We start from the raw sequence: 16,907 nt of genomic DNA, 5'->3' as shown, positions 1-16,907 counted from the left end.
GGCGGCAAGTGAGTGAGTCCCCATGAGCATAGATAACTATGTAATTGGGGTGAACGAACGTAGCCAACACCGCTGCACCTTCAAGTAGGAAGGGCATTAGCATCATAACGTAAATTGCATAATGATCGACATTTATCCTCGTTGCCCCTACTATTCTGGGCGAAATCTCAACGGCAACTCTATTAATAGCTAAAACAAATTTATGATTATCTTCTCGGACATCCAACTACTACGTGGCGGAAAACCTCTGCTCGACCAAGCATCAGCAACCATCAACCCAGGCGACAAGGTGGGTTTAGTGGGTAAAAACGGTTGTGGTAAATCCACCCTGTTTGCCCTCTTGAAAGACGAACTGTCTATTGATGCTGGCTCATTCAGTAAACCTGCTCAGTGGGAACTGGCTTGGGTAGCGCAAGAAACGCTGGCTCTAGAACGCAGTGCTTTGGAATACGTTATCGATGGCGACCGAGAATACCGAGATTTAGAACGTCAGCTTGGTGAAGCAGAAATTGCAGACAACGGCACACTAGTAGCTGAGCTGCATGGCAAAATCGAAACCATTGGCGGTTACAGCATCCGAGCTCGCGCTTCAGAGCTACTGGACGGTTTAGGCTTTAGCCAAGAACAGATGTCATGGAACCTGACTCAGTTTTCAGGTGGCTGGCGTATGCGTCTCAACCTTGCACAAGCACTGATTTGCCGCTCTGATTTGCTATTGCTCGATGAACCAACTAACCACTTAGATTTAGATGCCGTGATGTGGTTAGAGCGCTGGTTACAAAGCTATCCGGGAACTTTGATTCTGATTTCCCACGACCGAGATTTCTTAGACCCGATCATCAACCGTATCATTCACATTGAGAATCAGAAGCTGAATGAATACACGGGCAACTACTCTTCGTTTGAAAATCAACGCGCGCAAAAGATGTTGCAACAACAAGCTATGTATCAGAAGCAACAAAAGCAGATGAGCCACATGCAGAGCTACATCGATCGCTTCCGTTACAAAGCGTCTAAAGCTCGCCAGGCGCAAAGCCGGATTAAAGCTTTAGAACGAATGGAAAAAGTGTTGCCAGCACAGTTTGATAACCCATTCAGTTTTGAGTTTCGCGAACCGTCTGCACTGCCAAACCCAATCTTGATGATGGATGACGTGAGTGCGGGATACGACGATAACCTTATCCTAGAGAAGATTCGTCTTAATCTCGTTCCGGGCAGCCGTATTGGTCTGCTTGGTCGTAACGGTGCGGGTAAATCAACCCTAATTAAGCTGTTATCCAATGAACTGACTCCGCAAGGTGGTGACCTATCCTACTCACAAGGGGTGAAAATTGGTTACTTCGCGCAGCATCAGCTTGAAACGCTTCATCCAGAAGAGACACCTTTGCAACACATGATGCAAATCGCGCCAGAGAAAAACGAACTAGAACTGCGCAACTATCTTGGTAGTTTCGGTTTCAACGGCGATAAAGCGCTAGAGAAAGTTGGACCGTTCTCAGGCGGTGAAAAAGCGCGTCTCGTGTTGGCACTGATTGTATGGCAGAAGCCAAACCTGCTATTACTTGATGAACCAACCAACCACCTAGACTTGGATATGCGCCAAGCTCTCACTCTTGCATTGCAAAGTTTCGAAGGCGCAATGGTTATCGTCAGCCACGACCGCTACCTACTGCGTGCCACAACCGATGATTTGTACTTAGTTCATGACCGTCAAGTGGCACCTTTTGATGGTGATTTAACGGATTACTACAAATGGCTTCAGGATCAGCAAAAAGCAGAACGCAAAGAGCAACAAGCTCAAGCAGCACCAAAAGACAATGCTAACAGTGCTGCAGCGAAGAAAGATCAAAAACGCCGTGAAGCAGAACTGCGCAAGCTTACTGCACCAATTCGCAAAAAGCTGACACAACTCGAAGCGAAAATGGATAAGTTGAATGCCATTGTTGCGGACTCTGAACAACAATTATCGGAGTCCTCACTTTATGATGCAGAAAACAAAGCTAAACTTAATCAAGTTCTCGCAACCCAAGCTAAGGCTAAATCCGAACTCGAACAGATCGAAATGGAGTGGATGAGCGAGCAAGAGACGCTGGAAGAAATGGAACAGGAGTTCAACAGTCAATGAACCAAGAGCACGTCAGAATTTCACTCACGTTGGAACGACTATGGCAATTCAGCTTGCAGTACTACAGCGTTCGAGAAGTCAAAGAGGCGTGCTTACACCTGCAAAACCACTATAACGGCAATGTAAATTTACTCTTGCTGCTCAAATGGCTTGATGAGCAGCAAGTCGCGTTTCTTGAACAAGATTGGCAAACGGTTATTGAATGCATCGGACGCTCGGAAACACTGTTGCATAGCTATCGAGAATTACGCCGAAAATTGAAAACCACTCTGAGCGACACCCTTTATCGCGAAGCGCTGCAATTTGAATTGCAGTTGGAAAAGCAACAACAGTCCGACTTAGTGGACTGTATCAATAGCCTAACATTGATAAATAACGAAGACGCACCGCTTACTCAACGTTACTGTCGACAGTTGGGTGCAGAAAACCTCTCCCAACAGTTTGCCAAACCTGCACCAAAAAACTGAACCTTCCCGCTTGTTTAATTGGGTATATACTCAATATAAACAGACCACTTGAGTTGCAGTCACTATAACTGCAGCATTAACTTGGCAAAAAATGTATTAATTTAATGGTTAGCCGATGACTCAGTTTGTTGCCGCTACAGGCTTGAAGAACCCACATTTACAGACACTAGTTCCGCGCTTTATTCGTAAGAAAGCGCTGTTTGAACCCGTCTGGCAAACACTCGATACACCTGACGGCGATTTTCTCGACTTAGCGTGGAGTGAAGATGCACACAGTAAAAGCGCAGCGAAGAAACCCATTTTCATCCTATTTCATGGTCTGGAAGGTTGCTTCTATAGCCCTTATGCCAATGGCTTGATGCAAGCTTTTGCTCAAGATGGCTGGTTATCGGTCATGATGCACTTCCGTGGTTGCAGTGGTAAGCCTAACAATCTCGCGCGCGCATACCATTCCGGAGAAGTGGAAGATGCCCGTTTTGTTCTGGAATATCTGAGAGAGCAGTTTCCGAATCGCACTGTCGTCGCAACCGGTATTTCACTGGGTGGAAATATGCTGGTGAACTACTTGGCCGATTACAATGAAGACCCAATCGTCACCGCGGCAACCGTCGTTTCTGCACCATTGGATTTAGCAGCCTGTGCGCAACGTATTGAACACGGTTTTTCAAAAATCTATCGCCGTTATTTAGTCTCATCACTTAAAAATAGTGCGATGAAAAAGCATCACCTGCTCAAAGGTGAGCTAGGGCTTTCCTATCAGAGTATTAAACGCGTCACTCACCTCAGTGATTTCGATGACCTAATCACAGCGCCACTGCATGGATTTAAAAACTCGCAAGACTATTACGAGAAGTGCTCTGGCATTAACAAACTACAACAAATTAAAATCCCCACTCAGATCATCCATGCTAAAGACGATCCATTTATGAATGAGTCTGTGATTCCCAAATTTATCCTACCTGACAACATCGACTATCGCTTGTTTGAGCAAGGCGGACACGTTGGTTTTGTATCCGGAAGCATCCTAAAACCAGAATTTTGGTTGGAAAAAGCGCTGCCTGCTTATTATGAAAGCCTAAAAGACGCTCAGGATTAAACATTCGTCAGCAATCAAGACATTCACGCGCCAGTTAACAGACTGGCATGCGTTATATTTATGAAACAACATTAAGTAGAATTACGAGCAAGTTATGATTATACCTTGGCAAGATATTGCACCAGAAACATTGGAAAACCTCATCAGTGAATTTGTGCTCAGAGAAGGCACGGATTATGGTGAAGTTGAAGTTTCTCTGGCGCATAAAATCGACCAAATTAAAGCATTACTGAGGAGCGGTGATGCGGTGATTGTGTATTCTGAACTACACGAAAGTGTTGATATCAAAGTTAATAATCGATAATCAGTGACAATTGAAATTCCATGTTATAGTGGCTTCAACTCGGGCGATGAAGTGATTTCAGCGCCTTATTTTAGGATTTTTGGACAAGGTTAGTCATGTCAGCAAAACACCCAATTATTGCCGTTACCGGTTCATCAGGTGCAGGCACTACTACAACGTCAGAAGCATTCCGTAAAATGTTCAATATGATGAGTGTTAAGCCCGCTTGGGTTGAAGGTGATAGCTTTCACCGCTTCACTCGTCCAGAAATGGATATTGAAATCCGCAAAGCTCGTGAACAAGGTCGCCATATCAGCTATTTCGGCCCTGAAGCCAATGATTTTGGCGCGCTAAGCGAGTTTTTCCGTCAATACGGTAAAGCAGGCACAGGCCAAATCCGACGCTATCTGCACACCTTTGATGAGGCCGTACCTTATAACCAAATGCCCGGAACATTCACTCCGTGGCAGGAGCTTCCAGCCAGTACAGACGTGCTTTTTTATGAAGGGCTACACGGTGGAGTGGTCGATGGCGAGGTTAATGTGGCACAGCATGTCGATTTCCTGATTGGCATGGTACCTATTGTTAACCTTGAGTGGATTCAAAAGTACGTTCGTGACACCCGTGATCGTGGGCACTCACGCGAAGCCGTCATGGATTCGATAGTTCGCTCGATGGATGACTATCTCAACTACATCACACCACAATTTTCGCGCACGCATATTAACTTTCAGCGGGTTCCGACGGTAGACACATCCAATCCACTGAATGCCAAAGGCATCCCTAGTCTGGACGAAAGTTTTGTAGTTATTCGCCTACGTGGCATTAAAAATGTCGACTTCCCATACCTACTTGCAATGATCGATGGCTCATTTATGTCCCGCCATAACACCATTGTGGTTCCGGGCGGAAAAATGAGTTTTGCCATGGAATTGATCGTAAGGCCAATCCTACAGCAGCTCATTGAAACGGGGAAAATCGGCTAATCGAAACAAGGTTTATACGTTTAGTTTCGATACCGTGACCATGTGCACATTTTTGCGTAAAAAATCAAGGTACGGACACGATTAAAATCAAGAAAATGTCGCTGAAAAAGGATACTATTCTTAACCGAAACACAAGATAGCTTGCAGCGACCATAAAGTCCTCTTATTCTAGTAAACCTATTTTAAGCTTTGCTAAATAATATGGATAGCAGCAAGCGTACCCTGCAGAGGAAGTGAGATATTATGGTTCTAGGTAAACCTCAAACCGACCCAACATTAGAGTGGTTTCTTTCACATTGTCACATTCATAAGTACCCTTCAAAAAGCACGCTGATTCACGCGGGCGAGAAAGCAGAAACTTTGTACTACATTGTTAAAGGTTCTGTTGCGGTACTGATTAAAGATGAAGAAGGAAAGGAAATGATCCTTTCTTACCTAAACCAAGGTGATTTCATCGGTGAACTTGGCTTGTTTGAAGAAGGTCAAGAGCGTACAGCATGGGTTCGAGCTAAATCTCCATGTGAAGTTGCAGAAATTTCATTTAAGAAGTTCCGTCAGCTTATCCAAGTTAACCCAGATATTTTAATGCGTCTTTCTGGTCAGATGGCTCGTCGTCTACAAGTAACAAGCCAAAAAGTTGGTGACCTTGCGTTCCTAGACGTAACAGGCCGCATTGCACAAACGCTTCTTAACCTAGCGAAACAGCCTGACGCAATGACTCACCCAGACGGCATGCAGATCAAGATTACTCGTCAAGAAATCGGCCAAATTGTTGGCTGTTCTCGTGAGACAGTAGGTCGTATTCTGAAGATGCTTGAAGAGCAGAACCTAATTTCAGCTCACGGTAAGACTATCGTTGTGTACGGAACTCGTTAATAGCTAACGCTATTACACAAATTCAAAAGCCACCTTCTGGTGGCTTTTCTTTTTTCTGCTCGACTAACACATAAAGCTCGATGATCTACGGCACTCAACTAGGCCAGAGATTTACTATCGGTACTTTCAAAAATCTTATCAGCAGATGCAGCAACAAACCCCGTATACAGTTCACCATTTGCCATCGCATAACGCTTCGCAAACTCGTAGAAACCTCCTGGAACCACTTCTGTACGGTCATTGAAAGTGACAGGCACTTTATCAGCCATGGTGGATGACTGCTCAAGTAGCACTTCTGGCGTACCCTTTACTTCGCCACCCGATTCGTTGATGGTAAAACCAGCACCACGCAAATGGTCATTCACTTGTTTTACTTCAGTAAATGCCTTGAGCTGGTTTACGTTAACCGTAAAGTGGTTAGCACCATAGCCGTGTGCCGCCAACCAAGAAGCGTATTCGCTCTCTTCCGCCAGCAACTGGTAATCTGCAAAACTGATGTCCCACAAACGTCCACCATACAGGAAGGCATCACCTTCGAGCTTGGTCGCATCTACTTGCTCAACCAGCTTCGCAACTATCTCTTGTAGCTGTGGTGAACACTCTTCAACTTTCAGTTCACTAATAAATACTTTTGGCTGAAGCGGATCAGGATGTTCAAAGTGTTTAGCAACCAGTTTTTTGCTTTCAAAAACATAGTCACCGCAATCTTTGTAGCCGAGCGCTAAGAAAGGTTTTGCTAACGTTTCTAGACCAAGAGGAGCAACGTTGAAGGTACGTAGTGCAATATGGTCATTAATTAGCGCTTCGTCTTCTTCTAACAAGCGATGAACTTTATCAGCGGAAGGACAAAGGCGAGTGATGTAATCATTCCACAATGATTGAAACAGAACTTCTGGTGTCATATTGCCTCCTTGGCTTCATGAACACGACGTATTGGATTGGAAAAGAGGCTAACTAGAGCCGGTTACTATTCTTTTATAGATTTAAGTCGTTATTGGTTTTCAGGTTTAAACAAACAGGCTTCACCTTGCGATGAAGCCTGAATAACTTTGTTATAGCTCAACACCTGGGCTTAGTGTCGCTGGAAGCTCGGTTGCAGAACCTTCCATTGACGCCATTGGGTATGCGCAGTAGTCCGCTGCGTAGAATGCGCTTGGGCGTAAGTTACCCGAAGCACCCGGACCACCAAATGGCGCATCACCACTTGCACCCGTTAGCTGACGGTTGCGGTTCACGATACCTGCACGAATATGGTCAACAAAGTATTCCCACTCCGCATCCTCTGTTGTCACTAAGCCAGCAGACAGACCAAAGCGAGTATCGTTAGCCAGCTCAACCGCTTGCTCTAGAGTTTGGTAGCGCACCAATTGCAGTAGTGGGCCGAAGTATTCTTCATCAGGTAGTTGCGCGATTGGCGTAACATCAATGATACCCGGTGATACGAACGCAGCACCTTTACTTTGCGCTTCAACAAGGCTGTTACCGCCCAAAGACTGTAGGTTAGCTTGGGCATTAAGAATGAAGTCCGCTGCCGCTTTGGAGATTTGAGGCCCCATAAATGGTGCCGGCTCAGCAAATGGCTGATCCATGCGCAGCTTCTTCGTTGCTTCTACTAAGCGAGCAACCAACTCATCGCCTTTCGCACCCACAGGAATGTATAGGCGACGCGCACAAGTACAACGTTGACCAGCACTGATAAATGCAGATTGAATAATGGTGTAAACCGTTGCGTTCAAATCACCAAAATTCTCAGAAATCACCATTGGGTTGTTACCACCCATTTCTAGCGCCAGCATCTTGTCTGGTTGACCAGCAAACTGGCGATGGAGAATGTGCCCTGTGTTCGCACTACCCGTAAACAACAAACCATCAATTCCTTTAGACTGAGCCAGAGCAATACCTGTCTCTTTGCCGCCTTGAACTAGGTTGATGACTCCTGTTGGTAAACCAGCAGCTTCCCAGAGTTTCATAGTCACTTCCGCCGTCCACGGCGTTTGCTCGGATGGCTTGAACACCACGGTGTTACCCGCTAGAAGAGCAGGAACAATATGCCCATTAGGCAAGTGGCCAGGGAAATTGTAAGGGCCGAATACCGCCATAACACCCAGAGGGCGGTGACGCAGTACGATTTGGTTGCCCGCAGCTTCACGCACGGTTTCGCCAGTGCGGTCATGGTAGGCACGAATAGAGATAGCAATCTTGCCAGCCATCGCAGCCGCTTCAGTGCGAGTTTCCCAAATTGGTTTACCCGTTTCTTTCGCGATCACTTCTGCAATTTGCTCACTGTTCTCTTTAATTTTTTCCGCAAAAGAGAGAACCACTTTCTCTCGCTCTGCGAAAGGCAGTTTTTTCCAGCGAACAAATGCATTGCGAGCAGAAGCAACAGCATCTTCTACTTGCTCTTGCGTTGCACTTTGACCTTGCCAAATCACTTCATCGTTATATGGGCTTAAAGAAGAAAGCGTTTCACCTTTGCCTTCTAACCACTGTCCTGCGATCCACTGAGTCATAACGTGTTCCTTAAATTCTTTTACTGAGCCAAAATTCGAATAAAGTCGCCATTATCTACTTTCAGTGCATTCGCTACTTTTGGAGAGATAATTGCGCTGCCGTTTTCACGGTTGAATGCTGCTTTTGCGGCGGTCGCTCGAAAGTTTTCAAACGATGTATTACAGATTAAAAAGTCTTGCGAGCTTGAGTGTTCAGCAACGATTACCTTCACTCGAACTGAGTTGCGTACCGAGTCGATATTGTTAATATCACACTCCACGCTTGGGCCCGCATCAAAGATGTCAACATAGTTGCGACAGGTAAACCCTTCTTTTTCCAACAGCTTAAGAGCAGGACGGGTTTTTTCATGCACCTGCCCTATCACCTGCTGTGCTTCTTTGCTGAGCAAGTTGATATATATCGGCAGCTTAGGCATCAAATCGGCAATAAAGCCTTTCTTGCCAATACCAGTCAGATAATCAGCCATAGTGAAATCAATGGAGAAGAAGTGTTCTTGCAGCCATTGCCAAAATGGTGAGCTGCCATCCTCATCCGAGACACCACGCATCTCAGCGAAAATGGTCTTAGAGAATCTATGTGGATGTTCAGCCATCATCAAAAATCGGCATTTAGACATCAGTCTGCCGTTGAGGCCTTGACGAAACTCAGGGCGTAAAAACAATGTGCAGATTTCTGAACAACCCGTGTAGTTATTACCAAAGGTCAGTAACTTAACCACGTTGTTTACATTCAGCTTTGCTGAGGAATGCACTATGGTGCTGATGTGATAGGAATAAAACGGAACATCCCAGCCGACAGCGGCTTCAATCCCTGTTGTCCCAGCCACTTCACCCGTTTCTGAATCAAAACCGACCATCAGGTAGCCTTCATCCGATGGTGAAGTGACATCTGGTTTAGTAAAGCTGTATTCAGAATGTTTAATACGGTTGGTTAACAGTTCTTCGTTAACAGGTAATGAAGTGAAACCATGACCAGATTCAACAGCACAGGTGTGCAACGCGTCGTAATCCGACATAGAGATTGGGCGTACAACTAGCATCAATACTTCCCTCCAGATGCATTTAGGGCCTAATCATTAGGCCCTTATAGGCTCACAAAATAGAGTGAGCCTTATAGCTTAGTTTTTACATAAGAGATGCGATTGCTTTATCCAAGCGCGCTAAGCCTTCTTCAACTTCTTCTTTTTCGATAATTAATGATGGTGTCATACGTACCACGTTTGCACCCGCCATCAGAATCATTAGACCTTGTTTACCAGCGGCAACAAGAATGTCACGAGCACGACCTTGCCACTCTTCAGTCAAAGCAGCACCAAGCAGTAAGCCTTTACCACGAACTTCAGAGAACACGTTATATTTCGCATTGATCTTCTCTAAACCTTCACGGAACAGAGCTTCACGCTCGATAACACCCGCTAGAGTTTCAGGCTGGCTAATGATGTCTACAACCGCTTCTGCTACTGCACAAGCTAATGGGTTACCACCGTAGGTAGAACCGTGAGTACCCGGTTTGAAGTGCTCTGCCAGTTCAGTTGTCGTTAACATTGCACCGATAGGGAAACCACCACCAAGAGACTTAGCGGTACTCAAAATATCAGGAGTAATACCTAGACCTTGATAAGCGAAGAAGTGACCAGTACGGCCATTACCTGTTTGTACTTCATCAAAAATCAGTAGCGCATTGTGCTTATCACATAATTCACGAACAGTTTGAATGAACTCAGGTGTTGGAGACACAATACCGCCTTCACCTTGAAGAGGCTCGATCATCACAGCACAAGTACGGTCTGAGATGTGTGCACGCAGCGCCTCAACATTGTTGTACTCAAGGTGAGTAATATCACCCGGTTTTGGACCAAAACCATCAGAGTAAGCCGCTTGACCACCAACAGTTACTGTAAAGAAAGTACGGCCATGGAAACCTTGTTTAAATGCGATGATTTCAGATTTTTCAGGACCGAATTTGTCAGCAGCATAACGACGAGCTAGCTTCAGTGCCGCTTCGTTTGCTTCTGCACCAGAGTTCGAAAAGAACACTTTTTCTGCAAAGCTGACTTGTGTCAGTTTCTTTGCCAAACGCAGTGCAGGTTCATTTGTCATAACGTTACTTAGATGCCAAAGCTTGTTACCTTGTTCCGTCAACGCTTTAACCAACGCAGGGTGACAATGACCTAAACAACTCACAGCGATACCACCAGCAAAGTCAATGTACTCATTGCCTTGTTGATCCCATACTCGTGAGCCTTGTCCCTTAACCGGGATGAATTCCATCGGGTTGTAACAAGGTACCATTACCTCATCAAACAGACCGCGTTCTACATTAATTTCAGTTGTCATTGTTCGTCCCTTCTCGATACCGCATGCTTTGTAGATCGTCGACCTAACTACAAAAGTATAAGCTTGAAATTTTGTATTGCATTTCAGTTAATGCAGCATTGTATTTACAAATTATTAACCATTTCAATAGTGATTTATCCTTTACCAGCCTTTTTCAGGCTAATAAATGACACCACCGTTGAGTATTTATGCAACAAGCCATCGCTTTTATGAAGTATTTTCTTTATTCCGTCACAAAATAATTGCTAGAAACCTATAGGGGATAAGGAATTAGACTAAATCGAGATGAAATATCACGAATAAAATTTCATCAGAAATAAATCGTGTTTTTGATATTAAGAAAATGAAGAATAGTGATCGCGGTCAGGAAAAGTTTACTTATTTGCTACGGAAATTTGCTGTAACAGCGGTAATTGCTCCAGATACAAAGGTTATTCAGTAATTAGACCTGAAAATACCCTCTACCTCCGACAAACAATTGTATTTGCAGGCCGCTGGTTCTAGCGACGCAGAAAATTGGCTAGCAGCTCGTGACCTTGTTCTGTCTTTATCGACTCAGGATGAAACTGAACAGCATCAATCGGCAAGCTCTTATGTTGATACCCCATGATTTCATCCAAACGACCATCAGGTAGCTCAGTCCATGCGGTTAATTCTAAGCATTCTGGTAAAGAATCTGTTTTCACGACCAAAGAGTGATAACGAGTAACGGTAAGAGGGTTGTTCAAACCGGCGAAGACACTTTTGCCTGTGTGTTTAATCGGCGAGGTTTTCCCATGCATCACTTGACGAGCACGAACCACTTCACCACCAAAGACCTGTGCTATTGCTTGGTGCCCCAGACAAACACCCAGTATCGGTAATTTTCCAGCAAAGTATTCAATCGCTTTTAAAGAGATGCCAGCCTCATTGGGTGTACAAGGACCTGGAGAGATAACAAGATGAGTAGGTTTCAAGGCTTCAATCTGGTCTAAGGTAATCTCATCATTACGGACAACTTTCACGTCAGCACCTAACTCGCAGAAATACTGGTACAAGTTATAGGTAAAAGAGTCATAGTTATCGATGATGAGTAGCATAAGCCCAATTATCTGTTGCAATGAAAACACCCCGCATTCTACGAATCCACTGCTAAGATTCAATCAATAAGTTTACTCCTGTTACATTGACAATCGCTCACTGCGCACACTTTTTGAACAATTTACTCCTATCCAACATTAATTAGCTAACATTAAATTAGATAATTCTAATTAATAAAAAGGACGAGAGCATGAAAAGGACAATAGTTATCGGTGCCGGTTTAGGTGGTATGTCAATCGTGTATGAACTCAGACAAAAGCTGCCCAAAGACCATGAAGTTATGATCATTAATGAAAGTGAAGAGTTTCACTTTATTCCATCAAACCCTTGGGTTGCGTTAGGCGAAAGAAAAAAAGAACAGGTCGTACTCGATCTCAGACCTTATGTGGATAAATTCAATATCCCATTCAATACCTCCGGTGTTGCTGAGATCTTACCGAAGGAAAAACGCTTAATTACTGGAGATGGTAACGAATACCACTATGACTATCTGGCTATTTGTACCGGTCCTAAGCTGGCATTTGAAGCTGTAGCAGGAGCCGGACCGGACAACGGATTTACTCATTCGATCTGTACTGTCGACCACGCGGTCAAATCGCATCAGGCTTTAGAAGAACTGGTTAAAAACCCCGGACCTGTGCTTGTTGGTGCATTGCAAGGCGCAAGCTGTTTCGGCCCGGCTTACGAATACATCCTCTCTCTGGAAACTCATCTGCGTAAGCTTAAAGTAAGAGACAAAATCCCCATTACCTTTGTTACCAGCGAACCTTATATCGGTCACATGGGGTTGGGTGGCGTTGGTGACTCAAAAGCACTTATGGAACATGAGTTCCGTGAACGCGGAATTAAATGGATATGTAATTCTAGGGTCAAAGAGTTTGAATCGGGTATGGCGCATATCGAAGAGTTGAATCGCAAAGGCGAAGTGGATTTTGAGCATAATCTGCCTTTCTCAATGGCAATGTTCTTGCCTCCATTCAAAGGCTCTCCAGCTGTAGCAGCGGTTCCTGAATTGTGTAATCCGAAAGGCTTTGTAATTACAGATCAGTTCCAACGCAGCCCTGTTTATCCAGAGATTTTTGCCGCGGGTGTGTGCGTAGCCATTCCACCATTGGAAGAGACTCCTGTACCTGTTGGTGCACCAAAAACGGGCTTTATGATTGAATCCATGACCACAGCGATTGTGGAAAATATTCTTAGCTTGGAAAAAGGTGAAGAAATGCATACCAAACCTACCTTAAATGCACTGTGTTTGGCAGACATGGGGGATAAAGGCGCTGCGTTTATCGCTCTTCCACAGAACCCTCCGCGTAATACCAACTGGACCTCAATGGGACAATGGGTACACGTTGCGAAAATTGCTTATGAGAAATACTTCCTCTACAAAGTGAAAAAAGGCACCAGTGAACCTATCTATGAGAAGTACATTCTCAAAGCGGCTGGTATTACTCGAACTAAAGAATAAGCTCAATAGGCTAGATAAAACAAAGGCCAGCAAATGCTGGCCTTCTGACTTTTTAAACCGATTATCGGTGCAAAACAAAACTAGTATGGACGAGCTACAAAACCAACTGCGTCATACACTTTCTTCAGTGTTTGCAGTGCTCGAGCCGATGCTTTTTCCGCGCCCTCACGCATAACACTGTTTAAGTATTCGCGATCGTTACGGATACGAGCATATTCCGCCTGTACAGGTTCAAGCATAGCAACCAAAGCTTCGCCAACATCTTTCTTAAACGGACCGTACATTTCAACACCTGCATACTCTGCTTCAATCTCAGCAAAAGTTTTACCTGTTGCTGCAGAGTACAAACCCATTAGGTTAGAAATACCCGCTTTATTCTGCACATCGTGTGCGATACGAGGCGGTGTTTCTGTATCGGTTTGTGCTTTGTTGATCTTCTTGATGATTGACTTAGGATCTTCCAACAAAGTAATTACGTTTTTACGGTTATCATCTGATTTAGACATCTTCTTCGTCGCATCCTGCAAGCTCATCACACGAGCATTCACCGTTGGGATGTACGGCTCTGGAACCGTGAAAATAGGTGCTTCTGGAGAATAGATGTTGTTAAAACGCGTTGCGATATCACGCGCTAACTCTAAGTGTTGCTTCTGGTCACTGCCCACTGGAACTTGGTGCGCACCATAAAGCAGAATATCAGCTGCCATCAGCACCGGATAATTAAATAGACCAGCGTTCACATCATTAGCGTAACGTGCTGATTTGTCTTTAAACTGAGTCATACGGCTCAGCTCACCCATTTGGGTGTAACAGTTCAATACCCAACCCAGTTGAGCATGCTCCGGTACGTGAGACTGAACAAAAAGCGTGCTCTTCTTCGGATCAACACCAACTGCCAAACAAATCGCCAATGCGTCCAAAGTTGCCTCATGCAGAGCTTTAGGATCTTGGCGAACCGTAATTGCATGTAAATCAACAACGCAGTATTGGCAATCATAGTCGTCCTGCATTTGTTGCCATTGACGTAGAGCACCCAAGTAGTTACCGATACTTAGTTCGCCGGATGGCTGAACACCACTCAATACGATGGGTTTGCTCATGGGTATGATTTCCTTGTTACTAATAAGAATAAAGGTCTAACAATCTAATGCGCTGATTCGGTCTATACCTGATTATTTCAGCGCGATTTAGCAGTGTACTCATTAACGAGTATTTTTCTAGTTTAGAAAATGGTTTTTATGCTGAAACTGCAACGATATCGAGTAATTGTGCAATATCATCAGCGACAAAATCGGGCTGCGCATTCGCAATTGGCTCACCGTGGTTGTAACCGTAAGTTAAACCAAACGACGCGCAGCCAGCGTTTTTCGCCGCTAGGATGTCGTTTTTAGAATCTCCAACCATCAGCATTTGACTGGCATCCACCTGATGTTTTTCTAACAGCCAGTTTAAAGCCATAGGATCAGGTTTTTTGTTTGGGAAAGTGTCACCACCAATCACGTCAGTAAAATACTGTGCAATATTGTGTTGTTCTAACACATGAGGAACAAACTTTGATGGTTTGTTGGTGACCAATGCCAAAGTGAATCCGGCTTGATGCAAAGACGCCAAAGTCTCTTTTACATTGCTGTAAAGGTGACTCAGTTTGTGCCCTGTTTTTTCATAAAAATCATCAAACAGCTCACGAGCTTTTGCATGTACATCTTTATCCAATTCAGGATCGATCACTAGGCTGCGGCTTAACGTTCTGCCAATAAGAATATCAGCTCCGTTGCCAACGTAATCTCTCACTTCAACTTCAGTGACACCAGGGTAACCTAACGCTTGTGCAGCTTGGTCAGCTGCAACGGCTAAATCTGGAACGCTATCTAATAAAGTGCCATCTAAATCAAAAGCTATCAGCTTAATTTGGTTCACTATCTACTTCCCTAACTTTCTCTTTCTATTATTAATTATTTTTCAACACGAGCCAGTTCAGCGCGCATGTCATCAATAACCGCTTTGTAATCTGGTTGGTCAAAAATAGCTGAACCCGCAACAAACATATCTGCACCAGCTTCAGCAATTTCACGGATGTTTTCCACTTTAACGCCACCATCTACTTCCAAGCGAATGTCACGACCACTTTCATCAATCAACTTACGTACCGCGCGAAGTTTATCCAAAGTGTGTGGAATGAATGACTGCCCGCCAAAACCTGGGTTTACTGACATAAGCAGAATCATATCCACTTTATCCATCAGGTAATCCAAGTGACTTAATGATGTCGCAGGGTTTAAAACCACGCCCGCTTTACAGCCGTGTTCTTTAATCAGTTGCAGTGTGCGGTCAACGTGCTCTGAAGCTTCCACATGGAAAGTAATCATTGATGCGCCCGCTTTAGCAAAATCAGGGATGATGCGATCGACTGGCTTTACCATCAAATGCACGTCGATTGGAGCGGTAATGCCATAGTCACGCAGAGCTTTACAAATCGGTGCACCAAAAGTCAGGTTAGGTACGTAGTGATTATCCATCACATCAAAGTGCACAACGTCAGCACCCGCTGCGAGTGCTTTTTCGACATCTTCTCCCAGACGAGCTAAATCTGCGGAAAGAATGGATGGAGCAATGAGAAAATCTTTCATACCTGACCTCTTAGGCTTATTGAATGCAAGCTGAACACAATGTGTGCGTCATTCTACCTAAGGGTGGCTGGAGATCCTAGCGTTAAGGTTTTTTCGTTTATCGAAGAAGAGATCTGGTAAGAAGAGACTTAGGGAAGATTTGTAGAACGAAACCTTCCCGTACTTTTAACGGCTAATCGCGATAGTTAACGACCCGCTTTGAACAGAGCCAGCAGTTCATCCACTTTGTTACGTCCAGATCCATTGCGACTAATGGTACGCTTCACTTTAACCACATTTAACTGTGCTCCGTGGTACAAACGGCGAGTCAAAATGGTATCGTGATTAGAAATCAAGACTGGGATATTACGTTCCGTGGCAGTTTTCTCTGCGATATCCGCCAAAGCCGCCTGGTCATCTAATGTAAAACCAGCCCCTGCATACGAAGTGAAGTTCGCCGTGTTTGACAGTGGCGCATACGGTGGATCACAGTAAATCACACTGTTGCTACCCGCTTTACGGAATGTCTCTTCGTAGCCTGCACAGATAAAGGTGGCTCTTTGCGCTTTCTGAGCAAAGAACTCCAGCTCTGATTCAGGGAAGTAAGGTTTTTTGTAAGAACCAAATGGAACGTTGAATCCGCCTTTTTTGTTGTAACGACAAAGACCGTTAAAACCAAAGCGGTTCATATATAAGAATGCCAATGAGCGGTACAGAACATCATCAGTACGATTAAACTGCGAACGCACATCGAGATAGAACTCTTTGCGATTGTTTTCCGCCACAAACCAACGTTTGGCTTCTGAAATGTAGTGCTGTGGATTCTCTTTTAGCAGATTGTAGAGATTGACCAAATCTGGGTTGATATCCGCCAACAGATAGTGCTTATATTCTGTGTTCAAGAATATAGAGCCTGCACCAACAAATGGCTCTACCAACTCTTCAGCAGATGGCAAGTGGCGTTGTATGTCTTCGACTAGGCCATATTTACCACCAGCCCATTTCAGAAAGGCACGCTGCTTTTTCATCTACTGCTCTAATTCTTTACCACAAAAATAAGGCTGCGAAATGTAACA

Annotated in this window: 16 protein-coding genes; 7 read left to right on the top strand and 9 right to left on the bottom strand. The window is 44.5% G+C overall.

Translation table 11 applies throughout. From position 1 onward, the window contains the following. The first annotated feature begins 202 nt into the window (after positions 1 to 202). The 6 genes from HUO09_RS15270 (at position 203) to crp (ending at position 5,833) form a co-directional block, all read left to right on the top strand. On the top strand, positions 203 to 2,125 hold the full coding sequence (locus HUO09_RS15270) for an ABC transporter ATP-binding protein (RefSeq protein WP_188234495.1): 1,923 nt from the start codon (positions 203 to 205) through the stop codon (positions 2,123 to 2,125). Further along, the gene (locus tag HUO09_RS15265) at positions 2,122 to 2,592 is read left to right on the top strand and encodes a TIGR02444 family protein (RefSeq protein ID WP_188234494.1); all 471 of its coding nucleotides are present in this window, start codon (positions 2,122 to 2,124) and stop codon (positions 2,590 to 2,592) included. Before HUO09_RS15270 ends, HUO09_RS15265 begins: the two co-directional genes overlap by 4 nt. A gap of 115 nt (positions 2,593 to 2,707) precedes the next feature. Continuing rightward, positions 2,708 to 3,688, top strand: a complete 981-nt coding sequence (locus HUO09_RS15260) for a hydrolase (protein WP_188234493.1) — start codon at positions 2,708 to 2,710, stop codon at positions 3,686 to 3,688. A 94-nt stretch (positions 3,689 to 3,782) separates the two neighbouring features. Next, a complete protein-coding gene (locus HUO09_RS15255) occupies positions 3,783 to 3,992 on the top strand; it encodes a YheU family protein (RefSeq protein ID WP_167412165.1) in 210 nt (69 codons plus the stop codon). A 95-nt stretch (positions 3,993 to 4,087) separates the two neighbouring features. Then, positions 4,088 to 4,957: a phosphoribulokinase gene (locus tag HUO09_RS15250; RefSeq protein ID WP_042485131.1), complete on the top strand. Its 870-nt coding sequence runs from the start codon at positions 4,088 to 4,090 to the stop codon at positions 4,955 to 4,957. A 243-nt stretch (positions 4,958 to 5,200) separates the two neighbouring features. Beyond that, positions 5,201 to 5,833 carry a cAMP-activated global transcriptional regulator CRP gene (gene crp, locus HUO09_RS15245; RefSeq protein WP_004728582.1) on the top strand — a complete coding sequence of 211 codons (633 nt, stop codon included), beginning with the start codon at positions 5,201 to 5,203 and terminating at the stop codon, positions 5,831 to 5,833. A gap of 98 nt (positions 5,834 to 5,931) precedes the next feature. Here crp and HUO09_RS15240 read toward each other — a convergent pair whose 3' ends face one another. From HUO09_RS15240 to HUO09_RS15220, 5 genes are all read right to left on the bottom strand, one after another. Continuing rightward, complete coding sequence (locus tag HUO09_RS15240) at positions 5,932 to 6,735, bottom strand: DUF1338 domain-containing protein (RefSeq protein ID WP_167412166.1); 804 nt, start codon at positions 6,733 to 6,735, stop codon at positions 5,932 to 5,934. A 150-nt stretch (positions 6,736 to 6,885) separates the two neighbouring features. After that, positions 6,886 to 8,343 (bottom strand): succinylglutamate-semialdehyde dehydrogenase, encoded by a 1,458-nt coding sequence (astD, locus tag HUO09_RS15235; protein WP_188234492.1) that lies wholly within the window; start codon positions 8,341 to 8,343, stop codon positions 6,886 to 6,888. A gap of 20 nt (positions 8,344 to 8,363) precedes the next feature. Then, the gene (gene astA / locus HUO09_RS15230; RefSeq protein ID WP_167412168.1) at positions 8,364 to 9,383 is read right to left on the bottom strand and encodes an arginine N-succinyltransferase; all 1,020 of its coding nucleotides are present in this window, start codon (positions 9,381 to 9,383) and stop codon (positions 8,364 to 8,366) included. 85 nt (positions 9,384 to 9,468) lie between these two features. Further along, on the bottom strand, positions 9,469 to 10,680 hold the full coding sequence (locus HUO09_RS15225) for an aspartate aminotransferase family protein (RefSeq protein ID WP_188234491.1): 1,212 nt from the start codon (positions 10,678 to 10,680) through the stop codon (positions 9,469 to 9,471). A 500-nt stretch (positions 10,681 to 11,180) separates the two neighbouring features. Continuing rightward, a complete protein-coding gene (locus tag HUO09_RS15220) occupies positions 11,181 to 11,759 on the bottom strand; it encodes an aminodeoxychorismate/anthranilate synthase component II (protein ID WP_188234535.1) in 579 nt (192 codons plus the stop codon). A gap of 191 nt (positions 11,760 to 11,950) precedes the next feature. On the opposite strand from HUO09_RS15220, the gene HUO09_RS15215 reads away from it, so the two are divergent. Continuing rightward, positions 11,951 to 13,225 (top strand): NAD(P)/FAD-dependent oxidoreductase, encoded by a 1,275-nt coding sequence (locus HUO09_RS15215; protein ID WP_188234490.1) that lies wholly within the window; start codon positions 11,951 to 11,953, stop codon positions 13,223 to 13,225. An 80-nt stretch (positions 13,226 to 13,305) separates the two neighbouring features. Here HUO09_RS15215 and trpS read toward each other — a convergent pair whose 3' ends face one another. The 4 genes from trpS to HUO09_RS15195 form a co-directional block, all read right to left on the bottom strand. After that, on the bottom strand, positions 13,306 to 14,325 hold the full coding sequence (gene trpS / locus HUO09_RS15210; RefSeq protein ID WP_167412171.1) for a tryptophan--tRNA ligase: 1,020 nt from the start codon (positions 14,323 to 14,325) through the stop codon (positions 13,306 to 13,308). 136 nt (positions 14,326 to 14,461) lie between these two features. Continuing rightward, a complete protein-coding gene (locus HUO09_RS15205; RefSeq protein WP_167412172.1) occupies positions 14,462 to 15,142 on the bottom strand; it encodes a phosphoglycolate phosphatase in 681 nt (226 codons plus the stop codon). A gap of 35 nt (positions 15,143 to 15,177) precedes the next feature. Continuing rightward, positions 15,178 to 15,852: a ribulose-phosphate 3-epimerase gene (gene rpe / locus HUO09_RS15200; RefSeq protein WP_102941187.1), complete on the bottom strand. Its 675-nt coding sequence runs from the start codon at positions 15,850 to 15,852 to the stop codon at positions 15,178 to 15,180. 185 nt (positions 15,853 to 16,037) lie between these two features. After that, positions 16,038 to 16,859, bottom strand: a complete 822-nt coding sequence (locus HUO09_RS15195; RefSeq protein WP_167412173.1) for a Dam family site-specific DNA-(adenine-N6)-methyltransferase — start codon at positions 16,857 to 16,859, stop codon at positions 16,038 to 16,040. Positions 16,860 to 16,907: the final 48 nt, after the last annotated feature.

Origin of the sequence: Vibrio sp. Y2-5, assembly GCF_014596725.1 — a bacterium.
Taxonomy (GTDB): domain Bacteria; phylum Pseudomonadota; class Gammaproteobacteria; order Enterobacterales; family Vibrionaceae; genus Vibrio.
This window is presented reverse-complemented; position numbering and strand designations above follow the sequence as displayed.